Here is a 23,134-nt window from a genome sequence, read left to right as displayed (position 1 = left end):
AAAGTAGTGGTAATTAAGCAATCTTTACAGGAGGTGAACGTGCTAAATAGGCAAAATACAGGCGCTGTAACGAAATGACTGACTCTGTGATAGCGACAGTAAATTCTGAATGGAACTCTGGAACTTGTGGCAGTGAGTGCCCTGTAATGAACTGATTTATCGAAAACAGCTCACAATGGTGTGAAGTGTGGTGTTCTGGTGAGATATCTACGATGTGTGTCGCGGCTAACACGCTTAACATAAGCATCAGCCCAAGCAAGAAGCCTGTTTTACGTTTCACATTGTTAGGTGTGTTTTTCCACATCAGGATGATTAACCACAGAATTAAAAAAGGATACTGTTATAATATAACAATATCCTTTGGTCAGGTCTCGAAAAAGACGCGAATATCTTATTAAAGGCTCGCTTTAATCAACTCAATGACTTGAGTGACTTCTGATTCGTTTAATGCCCCCTCTTTAACAAACAATATTTTACCTTGCTTGTCTTGAACGATAATCGCAGAGCTCTCTTCTTTTAGAGCCCATGATGACGCTACCGTGCCGTCTTCATCTAGCACCATAGAAGACCATGGAAATTCTTCTTTGCTACTTTCTGCTGACGATTTAACAAAAGACCCAGTACCCCAAATCGCATCATCTTGGTTGATGATGGTCGTGGTTTGGTAGCTGTCTTCTGAGAATTTCGATGCTGTAATTGCTGCCATCAGTGGTGCGTTGAGCTCTTTCGAGCTGCTACGGCCTGCAATAGCTTGAACGACGCGAACTTTACCTAGAAGATCATTGGTTGCCCAAGCTTGATATCCGGTATTTCCGTCGTTTAGTACGATTTCACCATAGTTGCTAACATCGACAGCAGGCAGAGTTGTACCTACAGATAGGTTGTGAGCATTGGCGAAGAGTGGAGAGGCTGCGGCTAGAAAAGCCAGTAGAGTTTTGTTTTTCATTATATTTTTGTTCCGCTTATTGGTTTGCACAGGAAGTATAATATGAAATTTGAAAAATGCCTCTTTAACTTTTTTATCGTACGACGTAGAAAGAAGTTGCAGGCTTGTTACCAAAAGGTATAATGCATCAATATCAAGATGAACAATAGATTATCTTGCTGTTTGCTAAAGGAATTAGCGATTAAATGTGCTTTGAACAGCGACGCTGTTCAGGTATGTGACTGTAGTACTCAAATGGAATTGAGGTTGTATTATGTTAAGAAAATTTTCTACTTACCGTCCACATCAGGTGGCGCGTTTCGTTAAAGTCCTGTTCAAAGGCCAATTTGCTATTGAAGGTGTTGGAGAGTTTCGCTTCGACCAAGGCAAGGTGCTACTTCCTGAAGTTTCAGACAAACAAAAGCTCACTATTTTTAAAGAAGTTAACGGCACCATTGCTGCGTTGCCGGTGTAACTGAGCTTTATCGATTTGTCTTGCACCGAATAGATTAACAATGAAAAGGGCTTCCTGATGGAAGCCCTTTTTTAATGCGTGTCGTTCACGATGGTATGTCGAACGGCACTTTATTGTGGAGGGAAGCACACACCTGTTCCACCCAACCCGCAATACCCATTCGGATTTTTAGCTAGGTATTGCTGGTGGTAGGTTTCTGCGAAAAAATATTTTCCAGCAGGCAGAACTTCCGTCGTGATCTCGTTGCCTAAAGATTCAGTCATTGCTCGTTGATATTCACGTTTAGAGTGCTCAGCGATAGATTGTTGTTCTTCACTGAAGGTGTAAATCGCAGAACGGTACTGAGTCCCTAAATCGTTGCCTTGGCGCATCCCTTGAGTTGGGTCATGACGCTCCCAAAAGGTTTCAAGTATTCGAGCTAGAGAGGTTTGTTCACTATCAAATATGACACGAACGACCTCGGTATGGCCGGTTTGCCCAGTACATACTTGTTCATAAGTGGGATTAACTGTGTATCCGCCAGCGTAACCAACGGATGTTGAAATAACGCCATCCAATTGCCAAAACAAACGCTCAGCTCCCCAGAAGCATCCCATACCAAACAGGACTTCTTGTTGAGAGCCCGTGGGTGCATCGAGCAGGTCGGTTTGATTGACGAAATGGCGCTCAGTGATTCGAATTGGGTCAGCATTTCCCGGTAGTGCGGTTGCTGCAGAAACCAGTTGTTGTTTGTTTAGCATGATATATTCCTTTTCGCATACGTTTACCGCGCTGGCTTTTATTTAACGTGGGTTCATATTAACTGTTGGTCAATATTGAATAAGTCTTTAAATTAGACCGTGTTATTCCAGGATTTATTACAGACTCAATGCCTATTTAGCGGTATTATTTCTTTTCACTTATTAACGTATTGATAACTTCTTCACCAATTAAACATGATAAGAAAAACTTTACCAGTTCTGATTGGCACTCTACTGTCATCGACGCTCGCTTTCGCTGACGTTTCCCTTGAAATTAAAGGGCTGGATGGAGCGCTTGAGGATAATGTTGATGCTTATCTGAGTGCGATCCCTGAAGAAGAGTATTCGGTTTCACTAAGGTTCCAATCTCGTTTGGAATCTATGATTAAAGAAGCCCTGAATGCGTTAGGCTACTACCACCCTAAAATCACATTTACTCACTCCGAAGATGATACCGAAATGACCGTTACGGTTGAGCCGGGAGAGCCTGTTGTTATTTATACTTCAGATATCGTTCTGACGGGTGAAGCCAAAGATGACCCAGACTTTTTAGCCTTGATAGCGAAGAGTAGCTTGTCTAAAGGTTCGACTCTGAATCATGGTAATTATGACTCTTTGAAATCGTCGATACGCAACCTTGGTTTAGCGAAAGGCTATTTCGATGGGGCATATGCTCTCAGTAAGCTAGAAGTCGCCCCTGAATTAAACCGAGCTTATGTTCGTCTTCATTATAACAGTGGTATACGCTACCACTTTGGTACCACTCAGGTTACTGGTAGCCAGATTGAAGAAGATAAGGTGCAGTCACTCAAACCATTTGAGGATGGCGAACCTTACTCGATAACCAAAGTCGGTGAGTACAACCAAAACCTGTCCAATACGGATTGGTTTTCTTCTGTTTTTGTTGAACCTGATTTAAGCCAATTGGGCGAAGGCCGTGAAATTCCGATGAAGGTCAGCCTTGCTCCGCAAGCGCGTAACCAAATCGAAACAGGTATCGGTGTATCAACAGACCTTGGTGTAAAAGGCACCCTAAAATGGAAGAAACCTTGGGTTAACGAGAAAGGTCATAGCTTTAATAGTAGCCTGTCGATCTCCAAGCCCGAGCAGACGATTACCGCGACTTATAAAATCCCATTGGATGACGTACTTAATGACTACTATCAAATTAAGTACGGTATGAAGAATTTGGATAATCGAGATACCAAAAGTTTGGAGTCAAACTTAGCCTTAGAAAGATATTGGCGTCTGGATAATGGCTGGCAACGTACTGTATTTATTCGATACTTGGTCGAAAACTATGAACAAGGTTTGCAAGATGACTTAGCGCAATTCGTGTTGCCGGGTATCTCTTTCTCGCGAACTCGAACGCGTGGTGGGTCGATGCCGATGTGGGGCGATAAACAAACCATTATGGTTGAGGCTGCTGATGACACCTTATTATCGGAAACTAAGGTGGTGCGTTTTCAAGGGCAAACAGCATGGATTCGCAGCATTGGTAATAATCACCGCGGTTTAACTCGCCTTCAATTCGGCGGTAACTTTGCCGACGAGTTTGAAAAGCTGTCTCCCTCTCTAAGATTCTTTGCTGGTGGTGATAATAGCATTCGTGGTTATGGCTATGAGTCTATCTCTCCTCGAGATGAAAGTGGCGCACTAACCGGCGCAAAATACATGGCAACCAGCTCGTTTGAATACCAATACCGCTTAGTTGGAAACTGGTGGGGTGCTGCATTCTACGATATTGGTGATGCATTCAATGATAAGCCAGAGTGGAAGCACGGCACCGGTGTCGGGGTGCGTTGGGCCTCTCCTGTAGGTCCTGTGAGTTTAGACTTTGCTTGGGGCCTAGATGCGAAGAAAGGCGATGAGTTCCAACTGCACTTTAGTTTAGGGCCTGAATTATGATTAACGTTGTGGGTAAGTGCATAAAATGGACTTCGATTTCATTGACGTCTATTTTGCTATTGTTGATAGCCTTGCTCGGTTTTGTTTTGTTCACCAATCCGGGGTTGAACACCGTGCTGTGGGGCGCTGAAAAAGCATTGCCACAACTTAAAGTGGAAAGTACTAAAGGCGCTCTTTTTCCAAGCTTTACGCTTAATAATGTCCAGTTCAAAGATGATAGCCTTCATATCGATACTAAGGTTCAAAAGCTGAACTTGGCTATTAATCCACGCTGTCTGCTCGATCCTAAGCTGTGTGTCGATCGTTTAGCTATTCAAGGGTTGGACTTCGCATTTACTGAATTACCGCCAGCTTCTACAGAAGAAGCAGAGCCTACACCGCCCGTAACATCGGTGAAATCACCACTACCAATAGTGATCAACCGTATTGCTTTGTCTGATATCAAACTGAATATCTTGGGGCATGAAATTGAATGGAGCTTGTTCTCCACAGCTCTGAGTATGCAGGGTGAAAAGCTGACGGTATCGCCAACCTTGTTCAATGACCTCAAAGTTAAGCTTGCTGAGTCGACAAAAGAACCGCAAACCGAAAAGGTAGAGCCAGAATCAACCGTTAAAACAGCGATCGAGCTGCCTGAAGTCTGGATTCCTTTACAGGTTGTACTGGAGCGTTTTGACCTCAACCGTTTCACCTTAGAACAAGAAACCCCAATTGTAGTGAACCACCTTGGGCTAGAAGCTCGCGCGGGTAAACATACGGTAGATGTTTCCACTCTCGAACTCGATATGCCACAAGCAAGCGCTAATCTTGCGGCTAAGGTTGAGCTTAAAGGTGGTTACCCGTTAGATCTTTCTTTAGATGCTTTGGTGAAAGAAACCGACCTTGCTGGCCAGAAACTGTCGCTGAAGGCGCAAGGCAGCGTGGCTAAACTGCATCTAGATTCTCAGTTTTCTGAATCGATTGAGGCAAAACTGTCTGGGGATATTCAACCCCTAGAGCCAACTCTACCATTTGACCTTCTTTTAGAGGGAGGTAAAGCGCAATGGCCTCTTACCGGAAAAAGCGATTACCAAGCTGCAATTGATAAATTCAAAGCCAATGGCTCATTAGATGGTTTTAATGTGCAGCTCAAAGGCGAAGCTAATGGTAAGGATATTCCTGCGTTAGCCATCGACCTACAGGGTAAAGGTACCACTGAGCAGATTGAGCTCGAGCGTCTAAAGCTGAACACGCTAGGCGGTGAACTTAACGGTGTCGTTAAAGCGAACTGGAAGAGTCTCGTTAACTGGCAAGCTGACGTGACACTCAAAGATATTCAACCGGGCCTACAGTGGCCAGAAGCCGAGGGTAACATTAGCGGAAGCATAGTCACCTCGGGTGAGTTGACGGAAGCGGGCGGTTGGGCGATTGAGCTACCTAAGCTTGATATCGAGGGTATCTTGCGTGATTACCCGTTGGACATCGAAGGTCAGTTGTCAGCGTCGGATCGTAGTGCAAGTGGTGAGCCTAAACTGCAAACCAGCGGCTTGAGCTTGGCTCACGGTGTTAACTCGATTAAGGCTCAGGGTAAGCTTGATAAAAAGTGGGACATGGGCGTTGAGATTTTCTTCCCTGAACTTGTAAAAAGTGTCCCTGATTTGAAAGGCAAAGTGATCGGTAATATCCAACTCAGTGGTCCAACGAAAAAGCCTGAAGTCGATCTAGCTCTAAATGTGGATAAGGTAGATTGGAATAACGAAGCAACACTAGAATCCTTGTCGCTTAATGGTTCTGTGGTTCCTCTGCCATTGCCTGAAGCTCAAGCTGATCTTGAATTAAAAGCTAACAACCTAACCTATCAAGATCAGAGCGTAAAAAGCATTGATCTCACGGTGAGTGGTGGTGAGAAGAAACACACAGTGACACTTGATGTGATATCCGACATCGTGTCTACAAGCTTAGCTATTTCCGGAGAGTTGATTCAAAAGCCTTCTATCATTTGGGATGGGTTGTTAGACAGAGTCAAAATCACCACTCAGCAAGGTCCTTGGGTATTAGACCAACCTGTCGCGATAAAGGCGGATGTTGATAAACAGTTTGCCGATGTTCAAGCGCACTGTTGGAAACAATCGGGTTCGAGCGTGTGTTTGGATGAAGACGTTCGTGTCGGAAAATCGGGTGAGGCCAAGGTAGCCATCAATCAATTCGATTTCGAGCAGATTAAAGCCTTTGTGCCTAAAGAGACGCAATTACAGGGCTTAGTCAATGCGACTGCTCATGCAAAGTGGTCTGAACAAGATGAGCCTGAAGTCACGGTAAGCGTTGATATGCCGAAAGGTCAGGTTGTTCAACAAGTGGGTGAGCCAATCACACTGGGTTGGGAAAGCGTTGCATTGAATGCCCAACTGAAAGACAACAAACTGGATGCCGATTTTAAGTTGGATGTTTCCGACAATGGTGACCTGTCTGGCACGGTGTCGTTACCGGATATTCTTGCCGAAGACAAAATGGTCGATGCGGCAATTAAGCTGACCACGTTCCATCTTGATTTCTTACAACCAATTCTAGGTGAATACAGCTTATTGAAAGCCGACCTTGAGAGTGATCTTCAAGTTAAAGGCTCTCTGATGCACCCTCAAGTCTTTGGCCAATTCTCTGTTGATGGTATTCAAGTCAAAGGCGATGTTACGCCTGTTGATGTGAAAGATGGCCGCATCGACCTCGACTTTGATGGTTATAGTGCAAAACTGGATGCGAATGTCGAAACGCCTGATGGTCACCTTGATATTGAGGGAACCGGAGATTGGCAAGATCTTAAAGCATGGCACTCTAACGTTAGAGTTTTCGCGGATGAGTTGATGGTTGATATCCCACAGATGGTTAAGGTCAAGGTCGTGCCTGATATGACCATTGATGTCACACCAGAACTGGCAAAAATTACCGGTGATATTGCATTACCATGGGGACGCATTGTTGTAGAAGACTTACCACCGTCAGCGGTTGGTGTCTCTTCTGATCAAGTTATCTTGAATAAAGATCTAGAGCCAGAAAACGAAGATACGATTCCATTTAATGTCATGACCAACATTAATATCTCCATTGGTGATGACTTTAAATTGTCTGCTTTCGGTCTTGAAGGTGATTTGGTCGGTAAGCTCAACGTGGCTCAAAAAGACCAAGGTCCATTTATTACAGGTGAAGTGAACATCGTCGATGGTACTTATCAATCATTCGGGCAAGACCTGTTGATCGAAGAGGGTAAGATCCTAATGAATGGACCACCGGATCAGCCATACGTAGCCATCAATGCGATTCGTAATCCTGATAATACTCAGGATGACGTGACCGCTGGTATTCGAGTGACAGGCCCTGCGACAGAGCCGACCATCGAGATTTATTCTGACCCTGCGATGCCACAAGCTAACGCGCTGTCTTATATTTTGCGTGGCCAAGATATCGACGGTGAGTCGAGCGGTTCGATGACAACGACCTTAATCGGTTTGAGTTTAGCGAAGAGTGGTAAGGTTGTCGGCGAAATCGGTGAAGCCTTTGGTGTACAGGACTTGCAACTGGATACCGCAGGATCTGGCGATGATTCTCAGGTGACGGTAAGTGGCTACATCCTACCTGGTTTACAGGTGAAGTATGGTGTGGGCATCTTTAACTCGCTCGGTGAATTTACGGTTCGTTATCGATTGATGCAGGATCTCTATGTTGAAGCTGTTTCTGGCCTAGACAGTGCTGTGGATCTTCTCTATCAATTTGAGTTCGAGTAGAGCGGTTTAGGTCGAGAGTGTTTAGCCATTCATCGAATTGCAGAGATGAACGGCTTATGGAGGGTTTATGCAACATCTTGTGTTCGTCTATGGAACCTTGAGACAAGGCCAATCGAATCACCATTATTTGAAGGGCTGTGATTTATTAGGGAAGTTTGATACACCTAAGGAATACGCGCTTTTTGATTTAGGTACCTATCCGGCGATGATTTTGGGAAAGAAAAGTGTCGCTGGCGAGGTCTATATCATTAACGACGAAATTTTAGAGTCGCTCGATCGGCTAGAAGATGTTCCTGTTGAGTATCGTCGCGAGCAAATAGAGACTATATTTGGATTAGCATGGGTATATTTGTATCAGCTTGATCTAACAGCTAATAAAGAAATACTTTCGGGTAACTGGTGTAAGCGGAATAACGCTTAGTCGCTATATATTCTGAGTTACCAAACAAAAAGCCAGCATGTGAATACTGGCTTTTTTAATGACGCTATTTTGAGAAATGAACGAGGGGTTTAGTCTCGGTTCAACTCAAGAAACTCTTCTACTTTACGAACCATGTCTGTTGAGCCAACAAAGAAAGGTACACGTTGGTGTAGCTCAGTTGGTTTGATATCCATGATACGTTGAGCACCGTCTGAAGCGATGCCGCCCGCTTGTTCCATAAGGAAAGCGATTGGGTTGCACTCATAAAGCAGGCGCAGTTTACCTTGAGGGTGACTTTGCGTGCTTGGATACAAGTAGATGCCGCCTTTCAGCAGGTTACGGTGGAAATCTGAAACTAGAGAACCGATGTAACGTGATGTGTAAGGGCGGTTGTCGCTTGGCTCATTCTCTTGGCAGTACTTAATGTACTTTTTCACACCCGTAGGGAAGCGGATGTAGTTACCTTCGTTGATTGAGTAAATCTTACCTTCGTCTGGAATCATCATGTTTTCATGAGATAGGCAGAAGGTACCCAGTGATGGGTCGTAGGTGAAGCCATTTACGCCAGCACCTGTTGTGTATACAAGCATGGTTGAAGAACCGTAAATCACGTAACCCGCGGCTACTTGCTTGTGTCCTGGCTGTAGGAAATCTTCTTGTGTTGGTGGCGTACCGATCGGTGATACTCGACGGTAGATAGAGAAAATTGTACCAACCGATACATTCACGTCGATGTTTGAAGAGCCATCAAGTGGATCCATCAGTACAACGTATTTTGCGTTTTTGTTGAGCTCTTTATTGAAGGCGACAGCTTCGTCTTCTTCTTCACTTGCAACACCACAAACTTGGTCACGAGCTTCTAGAGCCGCTTTAAATTTGTCGTTCGCGTAAAGGTCTAGCTTTTGCTGCTCTTCACCTTGCACGTTGTCTGTACCAACAGCGCCAGTGATGTCGACTAGGCCAGCCTTGTTGATCTCACGGTTAACAATTTTTGCAGCAAGTCGAATAGACGACAAAAGGGATGATAGATCACCGCTTGCATGGGGGAAGTCACTCTGTTTCTCAACAATGAACTCACCAAGGGTGCGCATCTCAGACATGTTATTTCCTTAAACTTCTCTCAATATTAGGGGGGATTTGAGCACTGTAGATTCGGCCTCTTGAGTGGGCTTTATTCATCTAGACGCTTACCTAAATTCTAAAGGTTAGATCTTTTTAATGGTAATGAACTAAGCGACACAGATCTCACTTACTATGTCGACTAAATTTGTTTTGCATTGCCGCTCGCTTTTAATCGCCATTTAATGATAATGAGTGCAAGCCGTTTTAATTAGGCATCGTTTATTTAGCCAAGCGTTTGGAAGTAATTTATGCATATTCATATCTTAGGAATTTGTGGCACCTTCATGGGGGGTGCTGCGGTATTGGCTCGTCAATTAGGTCACAAGGTTACGGGTAGCGACGCGAATGTTTACCCACCAATGAGCACCTTGTTGGAATCACAAGGGATTGAAATTATTGAAGGGTTCGACCCTAGCCAATTAGAGCCAAGGCCGGATCTCGTGGTTATCGGTAACGCAATGAGCCGCGGTAATCCGTGTGTTGAGTATGTGTTGGATAACAACCTTAGATACACCTCTGGTCCTCAGTGGTTGCAAGAGTTCCTGCTGCATGACCGTTGGGTGTTAGCGGTATCTGGAACGCACGGTAAGACCACGACATCAAGCATGTTGGCTTGGATCTTGGAAGATTGTGGCTATGCACCGGGCTTCTTAGTTGGCGGTGTGTTGGGTAACTTTGGTATCTCTGCGCGCCTTGGTGAAAGTATGTTCTTCGTGGTAGAAGCCGACGAATACGATAGTGCTTTTTTCGATAAACGATCTAAGTTCGTTCATTACCACCCAAGAACCTTAGTGATGAATAACCTAGAGTTCGATCATGCGGACATCTTTGACGATCTTGAAGCGATTAAGCGACAATTCCATCATTTGGTGCGTACTGTGCCAAGCAATGGTCGCATTTTCTCACCTAAGCAGGATATCGCTATTCAAGATGTTTTAGCTCGCGGTTGCTGGAGCGAAACTGAATCGAGTGGCGAGCAAGGCGATTGGGATGCCAAAAAACTGGTCAAAGATGGCTCTCAATTTGAGGTTTACTTCCAAAATGAATGTGTTGGAACCGTAGACTGGGATTTGGTTGGTGATCATAACGTAAGTAATGCCTTGATGGCGATTGCGGCGGCAAGACATGTCGGTGTGACACCCGACTTAGGATGTGAATCACTGGCGACTTTCATTAATACCAAGCGTCGCTTAGAGTTTAAAGGCGAGGTGGTAGGTGTTTCTGTTTATGACGATTTTGCTCATCACCCAACGGCGATTGAACTTACTCTGGGCGGATTACGTAATAAGGTCGACACTAAGAAAATCATTGCCGTTTTAGAACCTCGTTCTGCCACCATGAAACGTGGTGTGCACAAAGAAACCCTGGCTGATTCGTTGAAGCAGGCGGATTCTACCTACTTATTCCAACCGGATAACATTGATTGGTCAGTTCAAGATGTTGCCGATGCGTGCCATCAACCTGCACACGTGAGTGATGACATGGATGCATTCGTTGCTAAAATTGTCTCAGAGGCACAAGCGGGCGACCAAATCTTGGTAATGAGTAATGGTGGCTTTGGTGGCATTCACCAAAAATTGTTGGATGGATTGGCACTCAAAGGCTAACGGCATCCACGACCTTATAATTTGAAGTAATTGAGAACATGACAAAACACGATAAAGCGATAACTCTTGCTTTCACTGGCGCATCCGGTGCGCCTTATGGCCTGCGTTTACTTGAATGCCTTTTGGCAGCCGATTATCAGGTCTACTTGCTGATTTCATCGGCAGCGCGAGTGGTATTGGCGACCGAGCATGAACTTAAGTTACCTGCTGGGCCAGATGCGGCGAAACAAGCTTTAGTTAAACACCTTGGCTGCGACCCTCAAAAGCTGGTGGTGTGTGGCAAAGATGATTGGTTCTCGCCGGTTGCCTCTGGTTCAGCAGCGCCGAAGCAGATGGTCGTTTGCCCATGTTCCGCGGGAAGCTTGGCTTCGATTGCTCATGGTCTATCGGATAACCTGATTGAGCGAGCAGCCGATGTGGTCATGAAAGAGCGAGGCCAGCTGTTGTTAGTGGTTCGTGAGACGCCATTTTCGACGCTTCATCTCGAAAACATGCACAAGCTTTCGACCATGGGTGTGACGATCATGCCTGCAGCCCCGGGTTTTTATCATCAACCTAAGTCAATTGAAGATTTGGTCGACTTTATGGTGGCGCGTATCCTTGATCACTTAGGTATAGAACAAGGTTTAGTGCCACGTTGGGGCTACGATCAACGTAATTGATCCAAACTTGATAGCTTATTGTTAAAAATCAAATTACAATCCTGAACACTCATCGGGGAGCAAACCATTCAAATAATGAATGCGAGCTGAGATCAAGCTGATGCTTGGGACCCGTAAACCTGAACCAGATAATGCTGGCGTAGGAATTGAGTTAGGAACAACCTCAACCGTTCTCCTCCCTCAAACCTGTGCCGCTCAGACCATGGAGAGCGTCCAGTGAAATTCATATTAACTACCCTTGCTGTTACTACAGCTATTTCTTTTTCTGCCTTTGCTGCAGACAACACTTTGACTGTATACACCTATGACTCTTTTGCTGCGGATTGGGGCCCTCGTCCTGCCGTTAAAAAAGCATTCGAAGAGAAGTGTGGTTGTGATGTGAATTTTGTCGCTCTAGAAGATGGCGTCTCTATCCTGAACCGTTTACGTCTTGAAGGCGAAAACAGCAAAGCCGATATCTTGCTAGGTCTCGACAACAACCTGATGGCTGAAGCGAAAGCGACGGGCTTATTGGCTGAGCATAATGTTGATACTTCATCAGTAACGCTTCCTAATGGTTGGAACGACAGCACTTTTGTTCCCTATGACTTTGGTTACTTTGCTTTTGTTTACAACAAAGAGAAGTTAGCAAACCCACCGAAGAGCCTTAAAGAGTTGGTTGAGCAGCGTGATGATCTTAAGGTTATCTACCAAGACCCACGTACATCAACACCTGGCCAAGGCATGATGCTTTGGATGAAGTCGGTATACGGTGATGAAGCAACTACAGCATGGAAGAAGCTTGCCCAGAAAACAGTGACTGTAACCAAAGGTTGGTCTGAAGCTTACTCTATGTTCCTAGAAGGCGAGTCAGATTTAGTCTTGTCTTACACAACGTCTCCGGCTTACCACATTATTGCTGAGAGCGATTCTAAGTATGCAGCAGCAAGCTTCGAAGAAGGGCATTACACTCAAGTGGAAGTGGCCGCTAAAGTTAAAGGCAGTAAGAACGAGAAACTTGCTGATGAGTTTATGGCGTTTATCCTAAGTGATGAATTCCAATCGGCGATGCCAACAGGTAACTGGATGTACCCAGTGACGGATGTTGAGTTACCAAAAGGGTTTGAGCAACTTACGGTTCCTCAGAAAGCGCTGAGCTTTAGCTCAGAAGAGATCGCCGAGAAGCGTAAGCCTTGGATTCGTGAATGGCAGAGTGCACTTACTTTCTAACTTACTTTAAAGAAATAGGCTTTCTGTATTTAAAAGTTCGTTCGATATACTTTGAGTGAACTGTTTACGGTAAAAATCAATTTATGATAAAGAAAACACCTAAGGTAGGTATCTGGGTTGCGATACTCATTACCGCCTTCGTGGTTTCAGCAGTTGGGGCATTGCTTAGCAATGCCCCTTCTCTTGATATCAGCCAAGTATGGTCCGATCCCTACTATTGGCATGTAACGAAATTCAGTTTTTATCAGGCGACACTCTCAACGGTGCTGAGTGTTGGCTTTGCTATACCTATTGCTCATGCGCTGTGTCGTAGACAATTTTTTGGACGCGCTTTATTGTTAAGGCTGTTCGCGTCGACCTTAGTCCTGCCGGTGTTAGTCGGTGTATTTGGCTTACTTGCGATCTATGGCAATAGTGGTTGGTTAGCTAAATTTTTGGCGAACTTCGATATTGAACTGCCATTCTCCATATACGGATTGAATGGTATTTTGCTGGCACACGTTTTCTTTAACTTGCCTTATGCCAGTCGCTTACTTTTACAAGCCTTAGATACCGTGCCTGCCGAGCAACATAAGCTGTGTGCTCATTTGGGTATGAGTCATTGGAACAAATTCAGGTGGGTCGAATGGCCGCGATTGAGACAACAACTGCCTCATGTATGTGGCTTAGTCTTCATGTTGTGCTTTACTAGCTTTGCTACCGTGATGGCGCTAGGTGGAGGTCCGAAATCGACCACTATCGAACTCGCTATTTATCAAGCGATTAAATTCGACTTTGACCTTCAAGCTGGTGCCTTGCTCGCGATATGGCAAATGCTGCTGTGTGGTGTGCTAGCTGTGAGTATTCAACGGCTATCTAAACCTATTTCAGTGACGGCCAGTCAGCTGTCGGAAGAGAAATATTTGGTTAAGGACAGCTGGTGGTCAAAAGCTTGGGATAGCTTCTGGATCATCATAGTCTCAATGCTGGTATTGCCGCCATTAGCTATGGTTATCGTCAGTGGAATTAACTCGCAGGCATTAACCGTACTCAGCAGCGAGCCATTTTGGGCGGCGTTAATGACCTCGGTTAAAGTCGCGTCATTAGCAAGTGTTATCGCAGTTGGTATTGGTATCTCCATACTGCTGACTAGCCGAGCATGGCGTTTACAGAACAAGAATTTTCGAGCCGATAAAATCGAGCTGATTGGCACTATTATCTTAGTGACTCCGGGGCTTGTGATCAGTACGGGGATCTTCTTATTACTGCGTTCACTCACCGATGTCTTTAGTTTAGCTTTCTTTATCGTGATTGCCGTCAACAGTTTAATGGCGCTGCCTTACGTAATTAAAACCTTGGCTCAACCTATGCTGCATTTGTCTCAGCAGTACCAGTATGTGTGTGCAAGCTTGGGAATGACAGGTTTCACGCGTTTTAGGTTGGTGGAGTGGCGAGCACTGCGTAAGCCGATGGCGCAAGCCTTCTCGATCAGCTTTATGTTGGCGATGGGTGACTTAAGCGCGATTGCTTTGTTTGGTAGCCAAGATTTTAGAACTCTGCCTTTGTACCTATTCCAATTGTTAGGCAGTTATCAAATGGAAGCTGCGGCGGTAGTTTCTGTGAGCTTACTGTTATTGAGTGTCGGCAGCTTTAGCTTAATAGAATTCTTATTTACTCGAAGATCTAAGCTCGATGCTAAAGAATTAAGGAACCGATGATGTTAGTGATGAAAGATGTGGATTACCACTATCACAGAGAGTTGTTTAGCTTTGATTTTCAAGCTGAGCAGGGCGATATTGTTGCGCTTATGGGGCCGAGTGGTGCGGGTAAATCTACACTGTTGGCGCTAGTTGCTGGTTTCATCGAGCCTACATCGGGTGAGATCTCAGTGGCTGGGCAATCGCTTATTGGTAAAGAAACACATCAGCGCCCATTGGCGATGTTGTTTCAAGAGCACAACCTGTTTGCCCACCTCACGGTACGTGAAAATATTGGTTTAGGTCTGCACCCGGGTTTAAAGCTTACCGCAACCCAAAAGCAAGCTGTGGAGCAAGCCGCAGCACAAGTTGGTGTTGCTGAGTATTTGGATAGATTGCCTGAGCACTTATCCGGTGGTCAACGCCAGCGTGTCGCGTTAGCGCGTTGTTTTGTCCAACCTCATGATATTTGGCTGCTTGATGAGCCTTTCTCTGCGCTTGATCCTTTGCTGCGTGAAGAGATGCTTAGCTTAGTGAAGCGATTAGCGGCAGAGCGAAATATTACGGTCTTGATGGTGACTCACCATTTAGGTGACGCACGCAGTATCGCGAATAAGTTTGTGTTTGTGGCGCTAGGCAAGGTGTTGGTGGAAGACTCGATAGAGGCACTGACGGCGGATCATCCACAGACAGAATTAAGCTCATTTGTTAAAGCGGGTGAGTGACGACTCATCACTCCTGTTTAATCTCTCTGATATTGAGTACGTAGAAAACAAAAAGACCTAGCATGTGCTAGGTCTTTTATTCACTCTATGAGTAAAGCGAGATAACGATTAGTCTTCTAGCTTTAGCTCTTTTAAGATTTGGAAGATCTCACGAGAAGACTTTGCAGGCTTGTTCGCTGATTTCTCTTTGTTAGCTTGGCGAGCTAGCTGACGAAGACGCTGACGGTCTGCTTCAGGGTACATTTCCATTACTTCTGAAATAGCCGCATCACCTTCAGCAACAACACGATCACGCAGTTGCTCAAGCTTATGTAGCTCAGCTGTTGCTTGTGAGTGTTTGTTACGTACTTTATCCAAAGCCGCTTGAATTGGCTCAGGATCGACATTACGCATTACTTTACCAATGTATTGAAGTTGACGACGCTTCGCTTCATTTTTAAAGCGTTGTGCATCTTTAATCGCTTGTGCCAAATCTTCAGACAGCGGAAATTTGTCTAATACAGAAGGCTTTAGACCAACAAGCTCTTCTCCCAGCTTTTGCAGGGCATCCATGTCCGTTTTCATTTCTGTCTTACTTACCCAGATGATTTCTTCTTCTGGTTCCCATGGGGCTTTTTGGTTTTTGCGAGCCATCTTTTCTGCCTATGTCACTATCTCAAACGAATATATTGCCTATTTTAGCAAGAATCTTGGGGAGAAAGCGAAATTCTTGTTATCCTACGTAATATTGACCTAAAAAATTAGAATAGATATGGATGTAAAACAGCAAGTCGCCCAGCAAAGAGTTGAGCTAGAAGCCGCAGTAGCTAAAGCGTTGGATATGGCATCAGTGAGTGCAGACGCAGCTGAGGTCGCTATTACTAAGTCAACGGGTTTAAGTGTTTCAACACGTATGTGTGAAGTGGAAAACGTTGAATTTAATAGTGATGGTGCGCTAGGTATTACTGTTTATCGCGGCCAGAAAAAAGGCAGCGCATCTACATCTGATCTGAGTGAAAAGGCGATTGCTCAAACCGTCGCGGCTGCACTTGATATCGCTCAGTACACGTCTGAAGACCCATTTGCAGGTCCTGCAGCAAAAGAATACATGGTAAAAGAAATTCCAGACTTGGATCTTTTCCACCCTGATGAACCAAATCCTGATTATGCTGCTGAGATTGCGATTGCTGCTGAGAAGCAGGCGTTAGCTTATAGCGACAAGATCAAACAGAGTGATGGCGCAAGCTACGACAGCCACTATGGCGTTAAGGTTTATGGTAATAGCCATGGCCTACTAGCAAGCTACGCTTCAAGCCGTCATAGCACCAGCTGCTGTGTGATTGGACAAGGCGCCAACGGTGAGATGGAGCGAGACTACAGCTATACCGTTGCACGTCACCGTGATGAGCTATGGACGCCTGAGCGCGTAGGTCAAGAAGCAGCAGAAAAGACCATTAGCCGTTTGGATGCGAAAAAGCTACCAACAGGCCAATACCCAATTATGTTCGCTAACGATGTTGCTACTGGCTTGATTGGTCACCTTGTGATGGCGATCAGTGGCGGTAACCTTTACCGCAAGTCGTCATTCCTATTGGATCATCTCGGTCAGAAAATCCTACCTGACTGGTTTAACATTTCTGAGCGACCACATATCTTGCGTGGTTTGGCTTCAAGCCCATTCGATAGCGAAGGTGTGTTCACTCAAGATCGCGAAATCATCACTGATGGTGTTCTGGCGACTTATCTACTGACGAGTTACGCAGCACGTAAAATGGACATGACACCAACCGGTCATGCGGGCGGTATTCATAACTGGTTCGTTAAATCGACCGGCCAAAACTTTGAGCAGATGCTAAAAGAGTTGGGTACGGGTTTCCTAGTGACTGAAGTGATGGGCCAAGGCGTTAATACTGTAACGGGTGATTACTCTCGTGGCGCTGCGGGTTTCTGGGTTGAAAACGGAGAGATCCAATACCCAGTATCAGAAGTAACAATCGCCGGTAACCTAAAAGACATGTTTACTCAGATTGTTGCTGTGGGTAACGACGTAGAAACACGTTCGCAAATTCAAACGGGTTCTATCCTGCTTGAGTCGATGAAAGTCGCGGGTGAGTAATTTGCTTCAGTTTAAACTCCAAGTTTAAACATGAGATTTAAATCTGATGCATTAAAAAAGGGAGCCAATGGCTCCCTTTTTGTATTTACCGAGTCGCTAATCAAGCTAGATAAGTATGGTTGCTAAGCCTAAGAACACCGATAGGCCAATAACATCGGTTACTGTGGTCAGTGCCATACCGCCAGCAAGGGCTGGATCGATATTCATCTTCTTCAACATCACTGGGATGGTTACACCGGCGATACCAGCGACAATCAAGTTAGTCATCATCGCCGCTGAGATGATACCTCCCAGTATCCAGTTACCTTTCCAAGCTACCACGATACCACCAATGATAACGGCCCATAACACGCCGTTTAGGAAGCCGATCGCTGCTTCTTTGAGTAGTAGTTCGCGTTTGTTACTGTCACCGATATGACCAAGTGCTAAACCACGAATCACCAGTGCAACGGTTTGGTTACCAGCAACCCCGCCCATCGAAGGCACGATAGTCATCAGAACCGCAATCGCTGCCATTTGATCGAGCGTTGCTTCAAACATGTTTGATACAGATGCTGCCGCCAGTGCTGCGAGTACGTTAGCACCAAGCCACACACTACGACGACGAGCAGATTTTACGACCGGTGCGAAGGTATCTTCGTCATCGTCCATACCCGCCATACTCATCATTGAGTGTTCGGCATCTTCACGGATAACATCAACCACGTCATCGATGGTGATACGACCAACAAGGTGCTGGTTACTATCGACGACAGGCGCAGAAACCCAGTTACGACGTTCAAACAGGCTCGCGATATCTGACGCACTGGTTTCTACCGCGATCGCTTCGTCGGCATCATCCATCACTTCTGAAACAGGGACATCAGGTTGAGTCGTTACTAGCGTGGTAAGTGATAGGTTACCGATAAGACGTTCTTCTTCATCAATAACATACAGAGCATCAGTTGCATCTGGCAGTTCGCCACGCATACGCATGTAGCGCAATACAACGTCAACATCGACATCACCACGAATCGTGATTACGTCGGTGTTCATGATCGCACCCGCTGAATCTTCAGGGTACGACAGGGCAGTTTCAACTAATGCACGATCGACGGAGTCCATTTGAGAAAGGACTTCGCGAGAAACATCGTCGGGTAGGCTTCGAAGTACGTACGCGACGTCATCGGTTTCCATACCTTCGGTTGCTTCTGCCAAGGTCTCAGGTGCCATTTTCGACACAAGAGCATCTTTGACGTCTTCGTTTAGTTCATCAAGAATTTCACCGTAGTCTTCAGGATCGGTGAGTTGCCAGAGTACGTCACGACTTTTGCGAGGGGAGGCTTCTAAAAGGTGTGCAATATCTTCAGGCTCCATGTCCTGAAGTTGTCGGCGTACGTGAACAAATCGGCCGTTTTCTAGGGCTTCGCTGACTTCTTGGAGGGTTTGGTGAGCTTGGTCGAATTCTAATTGCTCTGCCATATTTTCCTCCTATCTCATTATTCTAACAATGGTTGGAATAGTAACTTAATTCTGGGGCTTATTTAAATCATAAACTTAGATAGAAATAAGATTTAATATTGGTTGGTTCGTTGTTTGAGTCTTAGGCGTTGTGAGTGAAGCGTTTTCGCTACTCCCCCTCATCAAACTTGTCTTCAATGAGATGACAGACGGCATCCAGTGCTTGCTGTGAATCGGTACCTGCAGCTTGAATCGTAATATGTTGCCCTTGCGCTGATTCCAGCATAAGTAGCCCCATAACGCTGTCTGCTGTTGCTGTTTTATCTTCTTCGCTATGGATAGTGATGGTTGCATCAAAGCTTTGTGCAAGCTCAACCAACTTTACGGCTGCTCTAGCGTGAAGACCCAAGCGATTTTGGATCAGTACAGTTCGAGTTAATTCCATGGTTAGCCCTGTTGGTGCTTCTCTAGGGAGGCGTGTCTGATTTGAACTTGATGGCCAAGTTGCTCAAAGTACTCACCAATTTTTTGAGTTAGATAAACCGAGCGGTGTTTACCGCCAGTACAACCAATCGCGACCGTTAGGTAACTGCGATTATTCTTCTCTAACATTGGCAACCACTGTTCAACAAAGCCTTGGATCTGTTGCTTGAGCTCAAGAACTTCTGCGTGTTTTTCTAGAAAAGAGTGAATTGGTGCATCAAGACCTGTTAAAGGCCGTAGTGCTGGTTCCCAGTGAGGGTTGGGCAAAAAGCGAACGTCGAACACATAGTCGGCATCACTTGGTAGGCCATATTTAAAACCGAAAGATTGAAAGACAATGATCAGCTCTTGCTTCTCTTTGCCTTCAACTTTAAATCGAACCTTTTCGCTCAATTCGTAGAGGTTACAGTCACTACTATCAATCACAATGCAGGCTTGCTCTACGAGAGGTGTCAGGAGTGTCTTTTCCAAACCAATCGCTTGCTCAAGAGATAATTTCTCTTGGCCGATTGATAACGGGTGGATTCTACGTGTTTCGCTGTAGCGTTTGAGTAACGTCTGCTTGCTTGCGTCTAGAAATAATACGTTCACATCAATGTTGGTTGCAGACTCTAGCTGCTCTAGCATTTCTGTTACTAGCTGAGGCTCTTTTGGAAGGTTACGAATATCAATGCTTACAGCAACGTTTTGATTGATCTCGCGTACCGATTCGACGAAGTCGTTGAGCAGGTTTACTGGAAGGTTATCGACACAGTAATACCCCAAGTCTTCAAGGACTCGCAGCGCAACACTTTTACCGGCTCCTGATTGGCCACTAACAACGATTAACCGCATGTTATTGCTCGCAAGTTGGCACTTGAATCATGATGTCGTAAAGCTCTTGATCGCTTTGAGCATTACGCAACTGTTTAAGAGTCTGCTTGTCGTTAAGTCGCTCTGCCATACAAGAAAGGGTTTTTAGATGCTCTTTGCACTGTTCACTTGGAACAAGCAGGGCAAATAGTAGGTCGACAGGACGGTTATCAATAGCATCAAATTCGATTGGGTCTTGGCATTGCAGTAATACAGCAATCGCTTTATCACTGACATTCATACGAGCATGGGGAATAGCGATGCCATTACCAATGCCAGTACTGCCCATTTTTTCACGGCTCAACATGCACTCAAACAGTTCTGTTGAATCTTGACCACAGCTTTCTGCTGCGATCTGACTGATGAGCTCAAGGGCTCTTTTTTTGCTTGTGCATTGGACTGCACTTTTGGTGCAGTCCAATGAAAGTACTTCGCTTAATTGCATGTTAGTGACTACTTAGCTTTTCTTTGTGCTTGTTGAGTTGGCGGACGAGTTTATCAACCAATGAATCAATCGCGGCATACATGCTTTCATCTGTTGCTGTCGCATGGATTTCCCCCTGATTTATATGCAGGGTAGCTTCTGCGATTTGATTGATTTTCTCAACTTTTAAAACAACCTGAACACTATTGATATGATCAAAGAAGCGCTCAAGTTTGTCGAATTTGGTGTGAACATAGTCTTGCATTGAATCGGTAAGATCAACGTGATGGCCTTGAATATTGATTTGCATAGACTTTCCTTTTCAGTTAGTTGCCTGATTATAGCTGCTGAGTAAATAGCGACTAAATTAGCTTATAGCAGGCGTTTACGCTGACTCGATGGGGCAATGCCCAGAGACTCACGGTATTTCGCTATGGTACGTCTAGCTACCTGAATTCCTTGGTCAGCCAGTAAAGCAGCAATCTTACTATCACTTAGAGGCTTCGCGGTGTTTTCCGCTGCGACAAGCTTCTTAATGAGTGCGCGAATTGCTGTAGATGAACATTCACCGCCATTGTCAGTGCTGACATGGCTTGAGAAAAAGTATTTGAGTTCGAAGATTCCACGTGGTGTGTGCATGAATTTTTGAGTCGTCACACGAGAGATCGTGGATTCGTGCATATCAACAGCTAACGCAACATCATTCAGAACCATTGGCTTCATCGCTTCTTCGCCATGTTCGAAGAAATCACGTTGATGTTCAACAATGCATCGCGCAACTTTGAGTAGCGTCTCATTTCGGCTCTCTAGGCTTTTAATTAGCCACTTTGCTTCTTGCAAATTTGAACGGATGTATTGATTGTCGGCGCTGTTGCCTTTACTACCCAGATCAGCGTACTGCTGATTCACTTTTAGCTTAGGCACGCTATCAGGGTTTATGGTCACTAACCATTTGCCAAGGTCTTTAAAGACAGATACATCCGGAACCACATACTCAGTTTCATCCGGAGTAATCTTACTGCCAGGGCGCGGGTCCAGTTGTTGAATCAGTTGCAAAACTTCACGTAGTTCTGCTTCTTTCAACTTGGTCTCTTTGATAACCAATTTGTAATCACGGTTACCAAGTTGGTCAATATGGCTAGTAAGTACTAACTTAGCTTCGTTGAGCCAAGGAGTATCTTGAGGAAAGGTTGCCAGCTGCAGTAATAAGCAATCTTGCAGATTGATTGAACCGACACCTAGCGGGTCAAATTGTTGAATTCGTTTACGTACGGCTTCAATTTCATCAAGCTCGATCTCTTCATTGTCGAAGTTTTCAAGGATGTCTTCACAAGTTACAGTGAGGTAGCCATAGTCATCGATAGCATCTATTAATGCAAAAGCTATGCTTCGGTCGGTGTCAGTGAATGGCGTTAGGTCGAGTTGCCAAAGTAGATAATCGTGCAGGCTTTGAGTGGTTTCACCTTGGTAAACAGGCATGTCGTCATCAACTGCGATACCTGTATTACCGGTGTTTGCGCTGTAGACGTCTTCCCAAGTTGTGTCGATTTCTAGTTCGTTGCCAATCTCTGATTTTTCGATTAAGTCTGAACTATCAGGTAAGTCTTGCTCTGTGGCTTCAACGGTTTCTTTTTCGTCACTGCTAGGTTTTTCTTCCGATGTTGGCGTGTCTTCATTGCCTTCTTCGACATCGAGTAGTGGGTTAGATTCAAGTGCTTCTTGAATCTCTTGTTGCAAATCTAAAGTAGACAATTGCAACAAACGAATCGCTTGCTGCAATTGAGGAGTCATTGCTAACTGTTGGCCTAGCTTAAGTTGTAATGAGGGTTTCATTCAGTGTGACTTACCTAGTTATTATTCTTAGAACTCTCGATACTCTCTATATAATCATAGACGGAATTGTTCGCCTAGATAAACTTGTTTAACTTGTTCGTTATTGAGAACATCTTCAGGAGTACCCTCAGCGATCAGGTGTCCTTGGCTTACGATGTAAGCTTTTTCACACACGTCTAATGTTTCACGAACGTTGTGGTCGGTAATCAAAACGCCCAAGCCGCGATCACGCAGGTGAACAATGATTTTTTTGATATCGATTACTGAGATCGGGTCAACACCGGCGAATGGTTCATCCAATAGAATGAACTGCGGGTTTGCTGCGAGTGCTCGAGCAATCTCAACACGACGACGCTCACCACCTGACAGAGCCATACCATTGCTGGTGCGGATATGTTGGATGTGGAACTCTTCTAGCAGGTCTTCCAGCTTATCTTGGCGTTGTTCGTTGGTCATCTCATCACGGGTTTGTAAAACCGCCATGATGTTGTTCTCTACAGACAACTTACGGAAAATCGATGCTTCTTGAGGCAGGTAACCGATACCAAGACGAGAACGGCTGTGCATTGGCAAGATACTGATGTCTCGGTCATCAATGCTGATGGTACCTTCATCACGCGCAACCAGACCAACAATCATATAGAAAGACGTGGTTTTACCCGCACCGTTAGGTCCAAGCAGACCGACGATCTGGCCTGACTCTACCTGTAAGCTTACATCGGTAACAACCTTACGCTTACTGTAGGTTTTCGCTAGGTTTTTTGCTTTAAGAACAGCCATCG

The 23,134-nt window shown here is 45.1% G+C and carries 22 protein-coding genes and 1 riboswitch; of the genes, 10 read left to right on the top strand and 12 right to left on the bottom strand.

The window, feature by feature from the left end; translation table 11 throughout:
• Nucleotides 1–13: 13 nt before the first annotated feature.
• Together AC3CH3_RS13660 and AC3CH3_RS13655 are read right to left on the bottom strand one after the other, a co-directional pair.
• The gene (locus AC3CH3_RS13660; RefSeq protein WP_019821420.1) at nt 14–304 is read right to left on the bottom strand and encodes a DUF2607 domain-containing protein; all 291 of its coding nucleotides are present in this window, start codon (nt 302–304) and stop codon (nt 14–16) included.
• 90 nt (nt 305–394) lie between these two features.
• Complete coding sequence (locus tag AC3CH3_RS13655; protein ID WP_017078800.1) at nt 395–946, bottom strand: YtfJ family protein; 552 nt, start codon at nt 944–946, stop codon at nt 395–397.
• Nucleotides 947–1,199: 253 nt separating this feature from the next.
• Here AC3CH3_RS13655 and AC3CH3_RS13650 point away from each other — a divergent pair, with 253 nt between their 5' ends.
• On the top strand, nt 1,200–1,400 hold the full coding sequence (locus AC3CH3_RS13650; protein WP_019821424.1) for a DUF1107 family protein: 201 nt from the start codon (nt 1,200–1,202) through the stop codon (nt 1,398–1,400).
• A gap of 110 nt (nt 1,401–1,510) precedes the next feature.
• Here AC3CH3_RS13650 and msrA read toward each other — a convergent pair whose 3' ends face one another.
• Nucleotides 1,511–2,140 carry a peptide-methionine (S)-S-oxide reductase MsrA gene (msrA, locus tag AC3CH3_RS13645; protein WP_017058899.1) on the bottom strand — a complete coding sequence of 210 codons (630 nt, stop codon included), beginning with the start codon at nt 2,138–2,140 and terminating at the stop codon, nt 1,511–1,513.
• Nucleotides 2,141–2,335: 195 nt separating this feature from the next.
• On the opposite strand from msrA, the gene tamA reads away from it, so the two are divergent.
• From tamA to AC3CH3_RS13630, 3 genes are all read left to right on the top strand, one after another.
• Nucleotides 2,336–4,048 carry an autotransporter assembly complex protein TamA gene (gene tamA / locus AC3CH3_RS13640; RefSeq protein WP_488537332.1) on the top strand — a complete coding sequence of 571 codons (1,713 nt, stop codon included), beginning with the start codon at nt 2,336–2,338 and terminating at the stop codon, nt 4,046–4,048.
• Nucleotides 4,045–7,803: an autotransporter assembly complex protein TamB gene (gene tamB, locus AC3CH3_RS13635; protein WP_488537331.1), complete on the top strand. Its 3,759-nt coding sequence runs from the start codon at nt 4,045–4,047 to the stop codon at nt 7,801–7,803. Before tamA ends, tamB begins: the two co-directional genes overlap by 4 nt.
• A 67-nt stretch (nt 7,804–7,870) precedes the next feature.
• Complete coding sequence (locus AC3CH3_RS13630) at nt 7,871–8,224, top strand: gamma-glutamylcyclotransferase family protein (RefSeq protein ID WP_019821430.1); 354 nt, start codon at nt 7,871–7,873, stop codon at nt 8,222–8,224.
• Between the two features lie 89 nt (nt 8,225–8,313).
• On the opposite strand, the gene fbp is transcribed toward AC3CH3_RS13630, so the two are convergent.
• Nucleotides 8,314–9,324 carry a class 1 fructose-bisphosphatase gene (gene fbp / locus AC3CH3_RS13625; protein WP_017097551.1) on the bottom strand — a complete coding sequence of 337 codons (1,011 nt, stop codon included), beginning with the start codon at nt 9,322–9,324 and terminating at the stop codon, nt 8,314–8,316.
• Nucleotides 9,325–9,594: 270 nt separating this feature from the next.
• Here fbp and mpl point away from each other — a divergent pair, with 270 nt between their 5' ends.
• The 5 genes from mpl to thiQ all read left to right on the top strand — a co-directional run bounded on the left by mpl (nt 9,595) and on the right by thiQ (nt 15,225).
• The gene (gene mpl / locus AC3CH3_RS13620) at nt 9,595–10,953 is read left to right on the top strand and encodes a UDP-N-acetylmuramate:L-alanyl-gamma-D-glutamyl-meso-diaminopimelate ligase (RefSeq protein WP_488537330.1); all 1,359 of its coding nucleotides are present in this window, start codon (nt 9,595–9,597) and stop codon (nt 10,951–10,953) included.
• 38 nt (nt 10,954–10,991) lie between these two features.
• A complete protein-coding gene (locus AC3CH3_RS13615) occupies nt 10,992–11,615 on the top strand; it encodes a flavin prenyltransferase UbiX (RefSeq protein WP_488537329.1) in 624 nt (207 codons plus the stop codon).
• A gap of 43 nt (nt 11,616–11,658) precedes the next feature.
• A riboswitch (TPP riboswitch) is annotated at nt 11,659–11,778 on the top strand.
• A gap of 53 nt (nt 11,779–11,831) precedes the next feature.
• A complete protein-coding gene (gene thiB, locus AC3CH3_RS13610; RefSeq protein ID WP_488537328.1) occupies nt 11,832–12,824 on the top strand; it encodes a thiamine ABC transporter substrate binding subunit in 993 nt (330 codons plus the stop codon).
• Nucleotides 12,825–12,907: 83 nt separating this feature from the next.
• Nucleotides 12,908–14,521: a thiamine/thiamine pyrophosphate ABC transporter permease ThiP gene (thiP, locus tag AC3CH3_RS13605; protein WP_488537327.1), complete on the top strand. Its 1,614-nt coding sequence runs from the start codon at nt 12,908–12,910 to the stop codon at nt 14,519–14,521.
• Nucleotides 14,521–15,225 carry a thiamine ABC transporter ATP-binding protein gene (thiQ, locus tag AC3CH3_RS13600; RefSeq protein ID WP_488538180.1) on the top strand — a complete coding sequence of 235 codons (705 nt, stop codon included), beginning with the start codon at nt 14,521–14,523 and terminating at the stop codon, nt 15,223–15,225. The genes thiP and thiQ overlap by 1 nt, the downstream gene beginning before the upstream one ends.
• Before the next feature lie 108 nt (nt 15,226–15,333).
• Here the strand turns inward: thiQ and yjgA are convergent, their stop codons facing one another.
• Nucleotides 15,334–15,858: a ribosome biogenesis factor YjgA gene (gene yjgA, locus AC3CH3_RS13595; protein ID WP_017058909.1), complete on the bottom strand. Its 525-nt coding sequence runs from the start codon at nt 15,856–15,858 to the stop codon at nt 15,334–15,336.
• Between the two features lie 118 nt (nt 15,859–15,976).
• On the opposite strand from yjgA, the gene pmbA reads away from it, so the two are divergent.
• The gene (pmbA, locus tag AC3CH3_RS13590) at nt 15,977–17,320 is read left to right on the top strand and encodes a metalloprotease PmbA (RefSeq protein ID WP_017058910.1); all 1,344 of its coding nucleotides are present in this window, start codon (nt 15,977–15,979) and stop codon (nt 17,318–17,320) included.
• 105 nt (nt 17,321–17,425) lie between these two features.
• Here the strand turns inward: pmbA and mgtE are convergent, their stop codons facing one another.
• The 7 genes from mgtE to lptB all read right to left on the bottom strand — a co-directional run bounded on the left by mgtE (nt 17,426) and on the right by lptB (nt 23,132).
• Complete coding sequence (mgtE, locus tag AC3CH3_RS13585; protein ID WP_017632278.1) at nt 17,426–18,781, bottom strand: magnesium transporter; 1,356 nt, start codon at nt 18,779–18,781, stop codon at nt 17,426–17,428.
• 148 nt (nt 18,782–18,929) lie between these two features.
• Entirely contained in the window at nt 18,930–19,205 is a 276-nt protein-coding gene (locus AC3CH3_RS13580; protein WP_017066670.1) for an HPr family phosphocarrier protein, read from the bottom strand.
• Nucleotides 19,206–19,207: 2 nt separating this feature from the next.
• Nucleotides 19,208–20,077, bottom strand: coding sequence for an RNase adapter RapZ (gene rapZ / locus AC3CH3_RS13575; RefSeq protein ID WP_488537326.1), 870 nt, complete (start codon nt 20,075–20,077; stop codon nt 19,208–19,210).
• A 1-nt stretch (nt 20,078) separates the two neighbouring features.
• On the bottom strand, nt 20,079–20,540 hold the full coding sequence (gene ptsN / locus AC3CH3_RS13570; protein WP_004738707.1) for a PTS IIA-like nitrogen regulatory protein PtsN: 462 nt from the start codon (nt 20,538–20,540) through the stop codon (nt 20,079–20,081).
• Nucleotide 20,541: 1 nt separating this feature from the next.
• Nucleotides 20,542–20,829: a ribosome hibernation promoting factor gene (gene hpf, locus AC3CH3_RS13565; RefSeq protein WP_009847742.1), complete on the bottom strand. Its 288-nt coding sequence runs from the start codon at nt 20,827–20,829 to the stop codon at nt 20,542–20,544.
• Nucleotides 20,830–20,891: 62 nt separating this feature from the next.
• Complete coding sequence (locus AC3CH3_RS13560) at nt 20,892–22,352, bottom strand: RNA polymerase factor sigma-54 (RefSeq protein WP_019821454.1); 1,461 nt, start codon at nt 22,350–22,352, stop codon at nt 20,892–20,894.
• Between the two features lie 54 nt (nt 22,353–22,406).
• Nucleotides 22,407–23,132, bottom strand: coding sequence for an LPS export ABC transporter ATP-binding protein (gene lptB, locus AC3CH3_RS13555; protein ID WP_004735304.1), 726 nt, complete (start codon nt 23,130–23,132; stop codon nt 22,407–22,409).
• Nucleotides 23,133–23,134 lie beyond the last annotated feature (2 nt).

This window comes from Vibrio sp. QJM3NY_35 (assembly GCF_057785915.1).
Note: the sequence above shows the minus strand (reverse complement) of the source record. Positions and strands in the feature narration are given on the sequence as shown.

Coding starts and splice junctions, on each gene's coding strand:
- AC3CH3_RS13660 (WP_019821420.1), bottom strand. CDS start 304: ATGTGGAAAAACACACCTAACAATGTGAAACGTAAAACAGGCTTCTTG.
- AC3CH3_RS13655 (WP_017078800.1), bottom strand. CDS start 946: ATGAAAAACAAAACTCTACTGGCTTTTCTAGCCGCAGCCTCTCCACTC.
- AC3CH3_RS13650 (WP_019821424.1), top strand. CDS start 1,200: ATGTTAAGAAAATTTTCTACTTACCGTCCACATCAGGTGGCGCGTTTC.
- msrA (WP_017058899.1), bottom strand. CDS start 2,140: ATGCTAAACAAACAACAACTGGTTTCTGCAGCAACCGCACTACCGGGA.
- tamA (WP_488537332.1), top strand. CDS start 2,336: ATGATAAGAAAAACTTTACCAGTTCTGATTGGCACTCTACTGTCATCG.
- tamB (WP_488537331.1), top strand. CDS start 4,045: ATGATTAACGTTGTGGGTAAGTGCATAAAATGGACTTCGATTTCATTG.
- AC3CH3_RS13630 (WP_019821430.1), top strand. CDS start 7,871: ATGCAACATCTTGTGTTCGTCTATGGAACCTTGAGACAAGGCCAATCG.
- fbp (WP_017097551.1), bottom strand. CDS start 9,324: ATGTCTGAGATGCGCACCCTTGGTGAGTTCATTGTTGAGAAACAGAGT.
- mpl (WP_488537330.1), top strand. CDS start 9,595: ATGCATATTCATATCTTAGGAATTTGTGGCACCTTCATGGGGGGTGCT.
- AC3CH3_RS13615 (WP_488537329.1), top strand. CDS start 10,992: ATGACAAAACACGATAAAGCGATAACTCTTGCTTTCACTGGCGCATCC.
- thiP (WP_488537327.1), top strand. CDS start 12,908: ATGATAAAGAAAACACCTAAGGTAGGTATCTGGGTTGCGATACTCATT.
- thiQ (WP_488538180.1), top strand. CDS start 14,521: ATGTTAGTGATGAAAGATGTGGATTACCACTATCACAGAGAGTTGTTT.
- yjgA (WP_017058909.1), bottom strand. CDS start 15,858: ATGGCTCGCAAAAACCAAAAAGCCCCATGGGAACCAGAAGAAGAAATC.
- pmbA (WP_017058910.1), top strand. CDS start 15,977: ATGGATGTAAAACAGCAAGTCGCCCAGCAAAGAGTTGAGCTAGAAGCC.
- mgtE (WP_017632278.1), bottom strand. CDS start 18,781: ATGGCAGAGCAATTAGAATTCGACCAAGCTCACCAAACCCTCCAAGAA.
- AC3CH3_RS13580 (WP_017066670.1), bottom strand. CDS start 19,205: ATGGAATTAACTCGAACTGTACTGATCCAAAATCGCTTGGGTCTTCAC.
- rapZ (WP_488537326.1), bottom strand. CDS start 20,077: ATGCGGTTAATCGTTGTTAGTGGCCAATCAGGAGCCGGTAAAAGTGTT.
- ptsN (WP_004738707.1), bottom strand. CDS start 20,540: ATGCAATTAAGCGAAGTACTTTCATTGGACTGCACCAAAAGTGCAGTC.
- hpf (WP_009847742.1), bottom strand. CDS start 20,829: ATGCAAATCAATATTCAAGGCCATCACGTTGATCTTACCGATTCAATG.
- AC3CH3_RS13560 (WP_019821454.1), bottom strand. CDS start 22,352: ATGAAACCCTCATTACAACTTAAGCTAGGCCAACAGTTAGCAATGACT.
- lptB (WP_004735304.1), bottom strand. CDS start 23,132: ATGGCTGTTCTTAAAGCAAAAAACCTAGCGAAAACCTACAGTAAGCGT.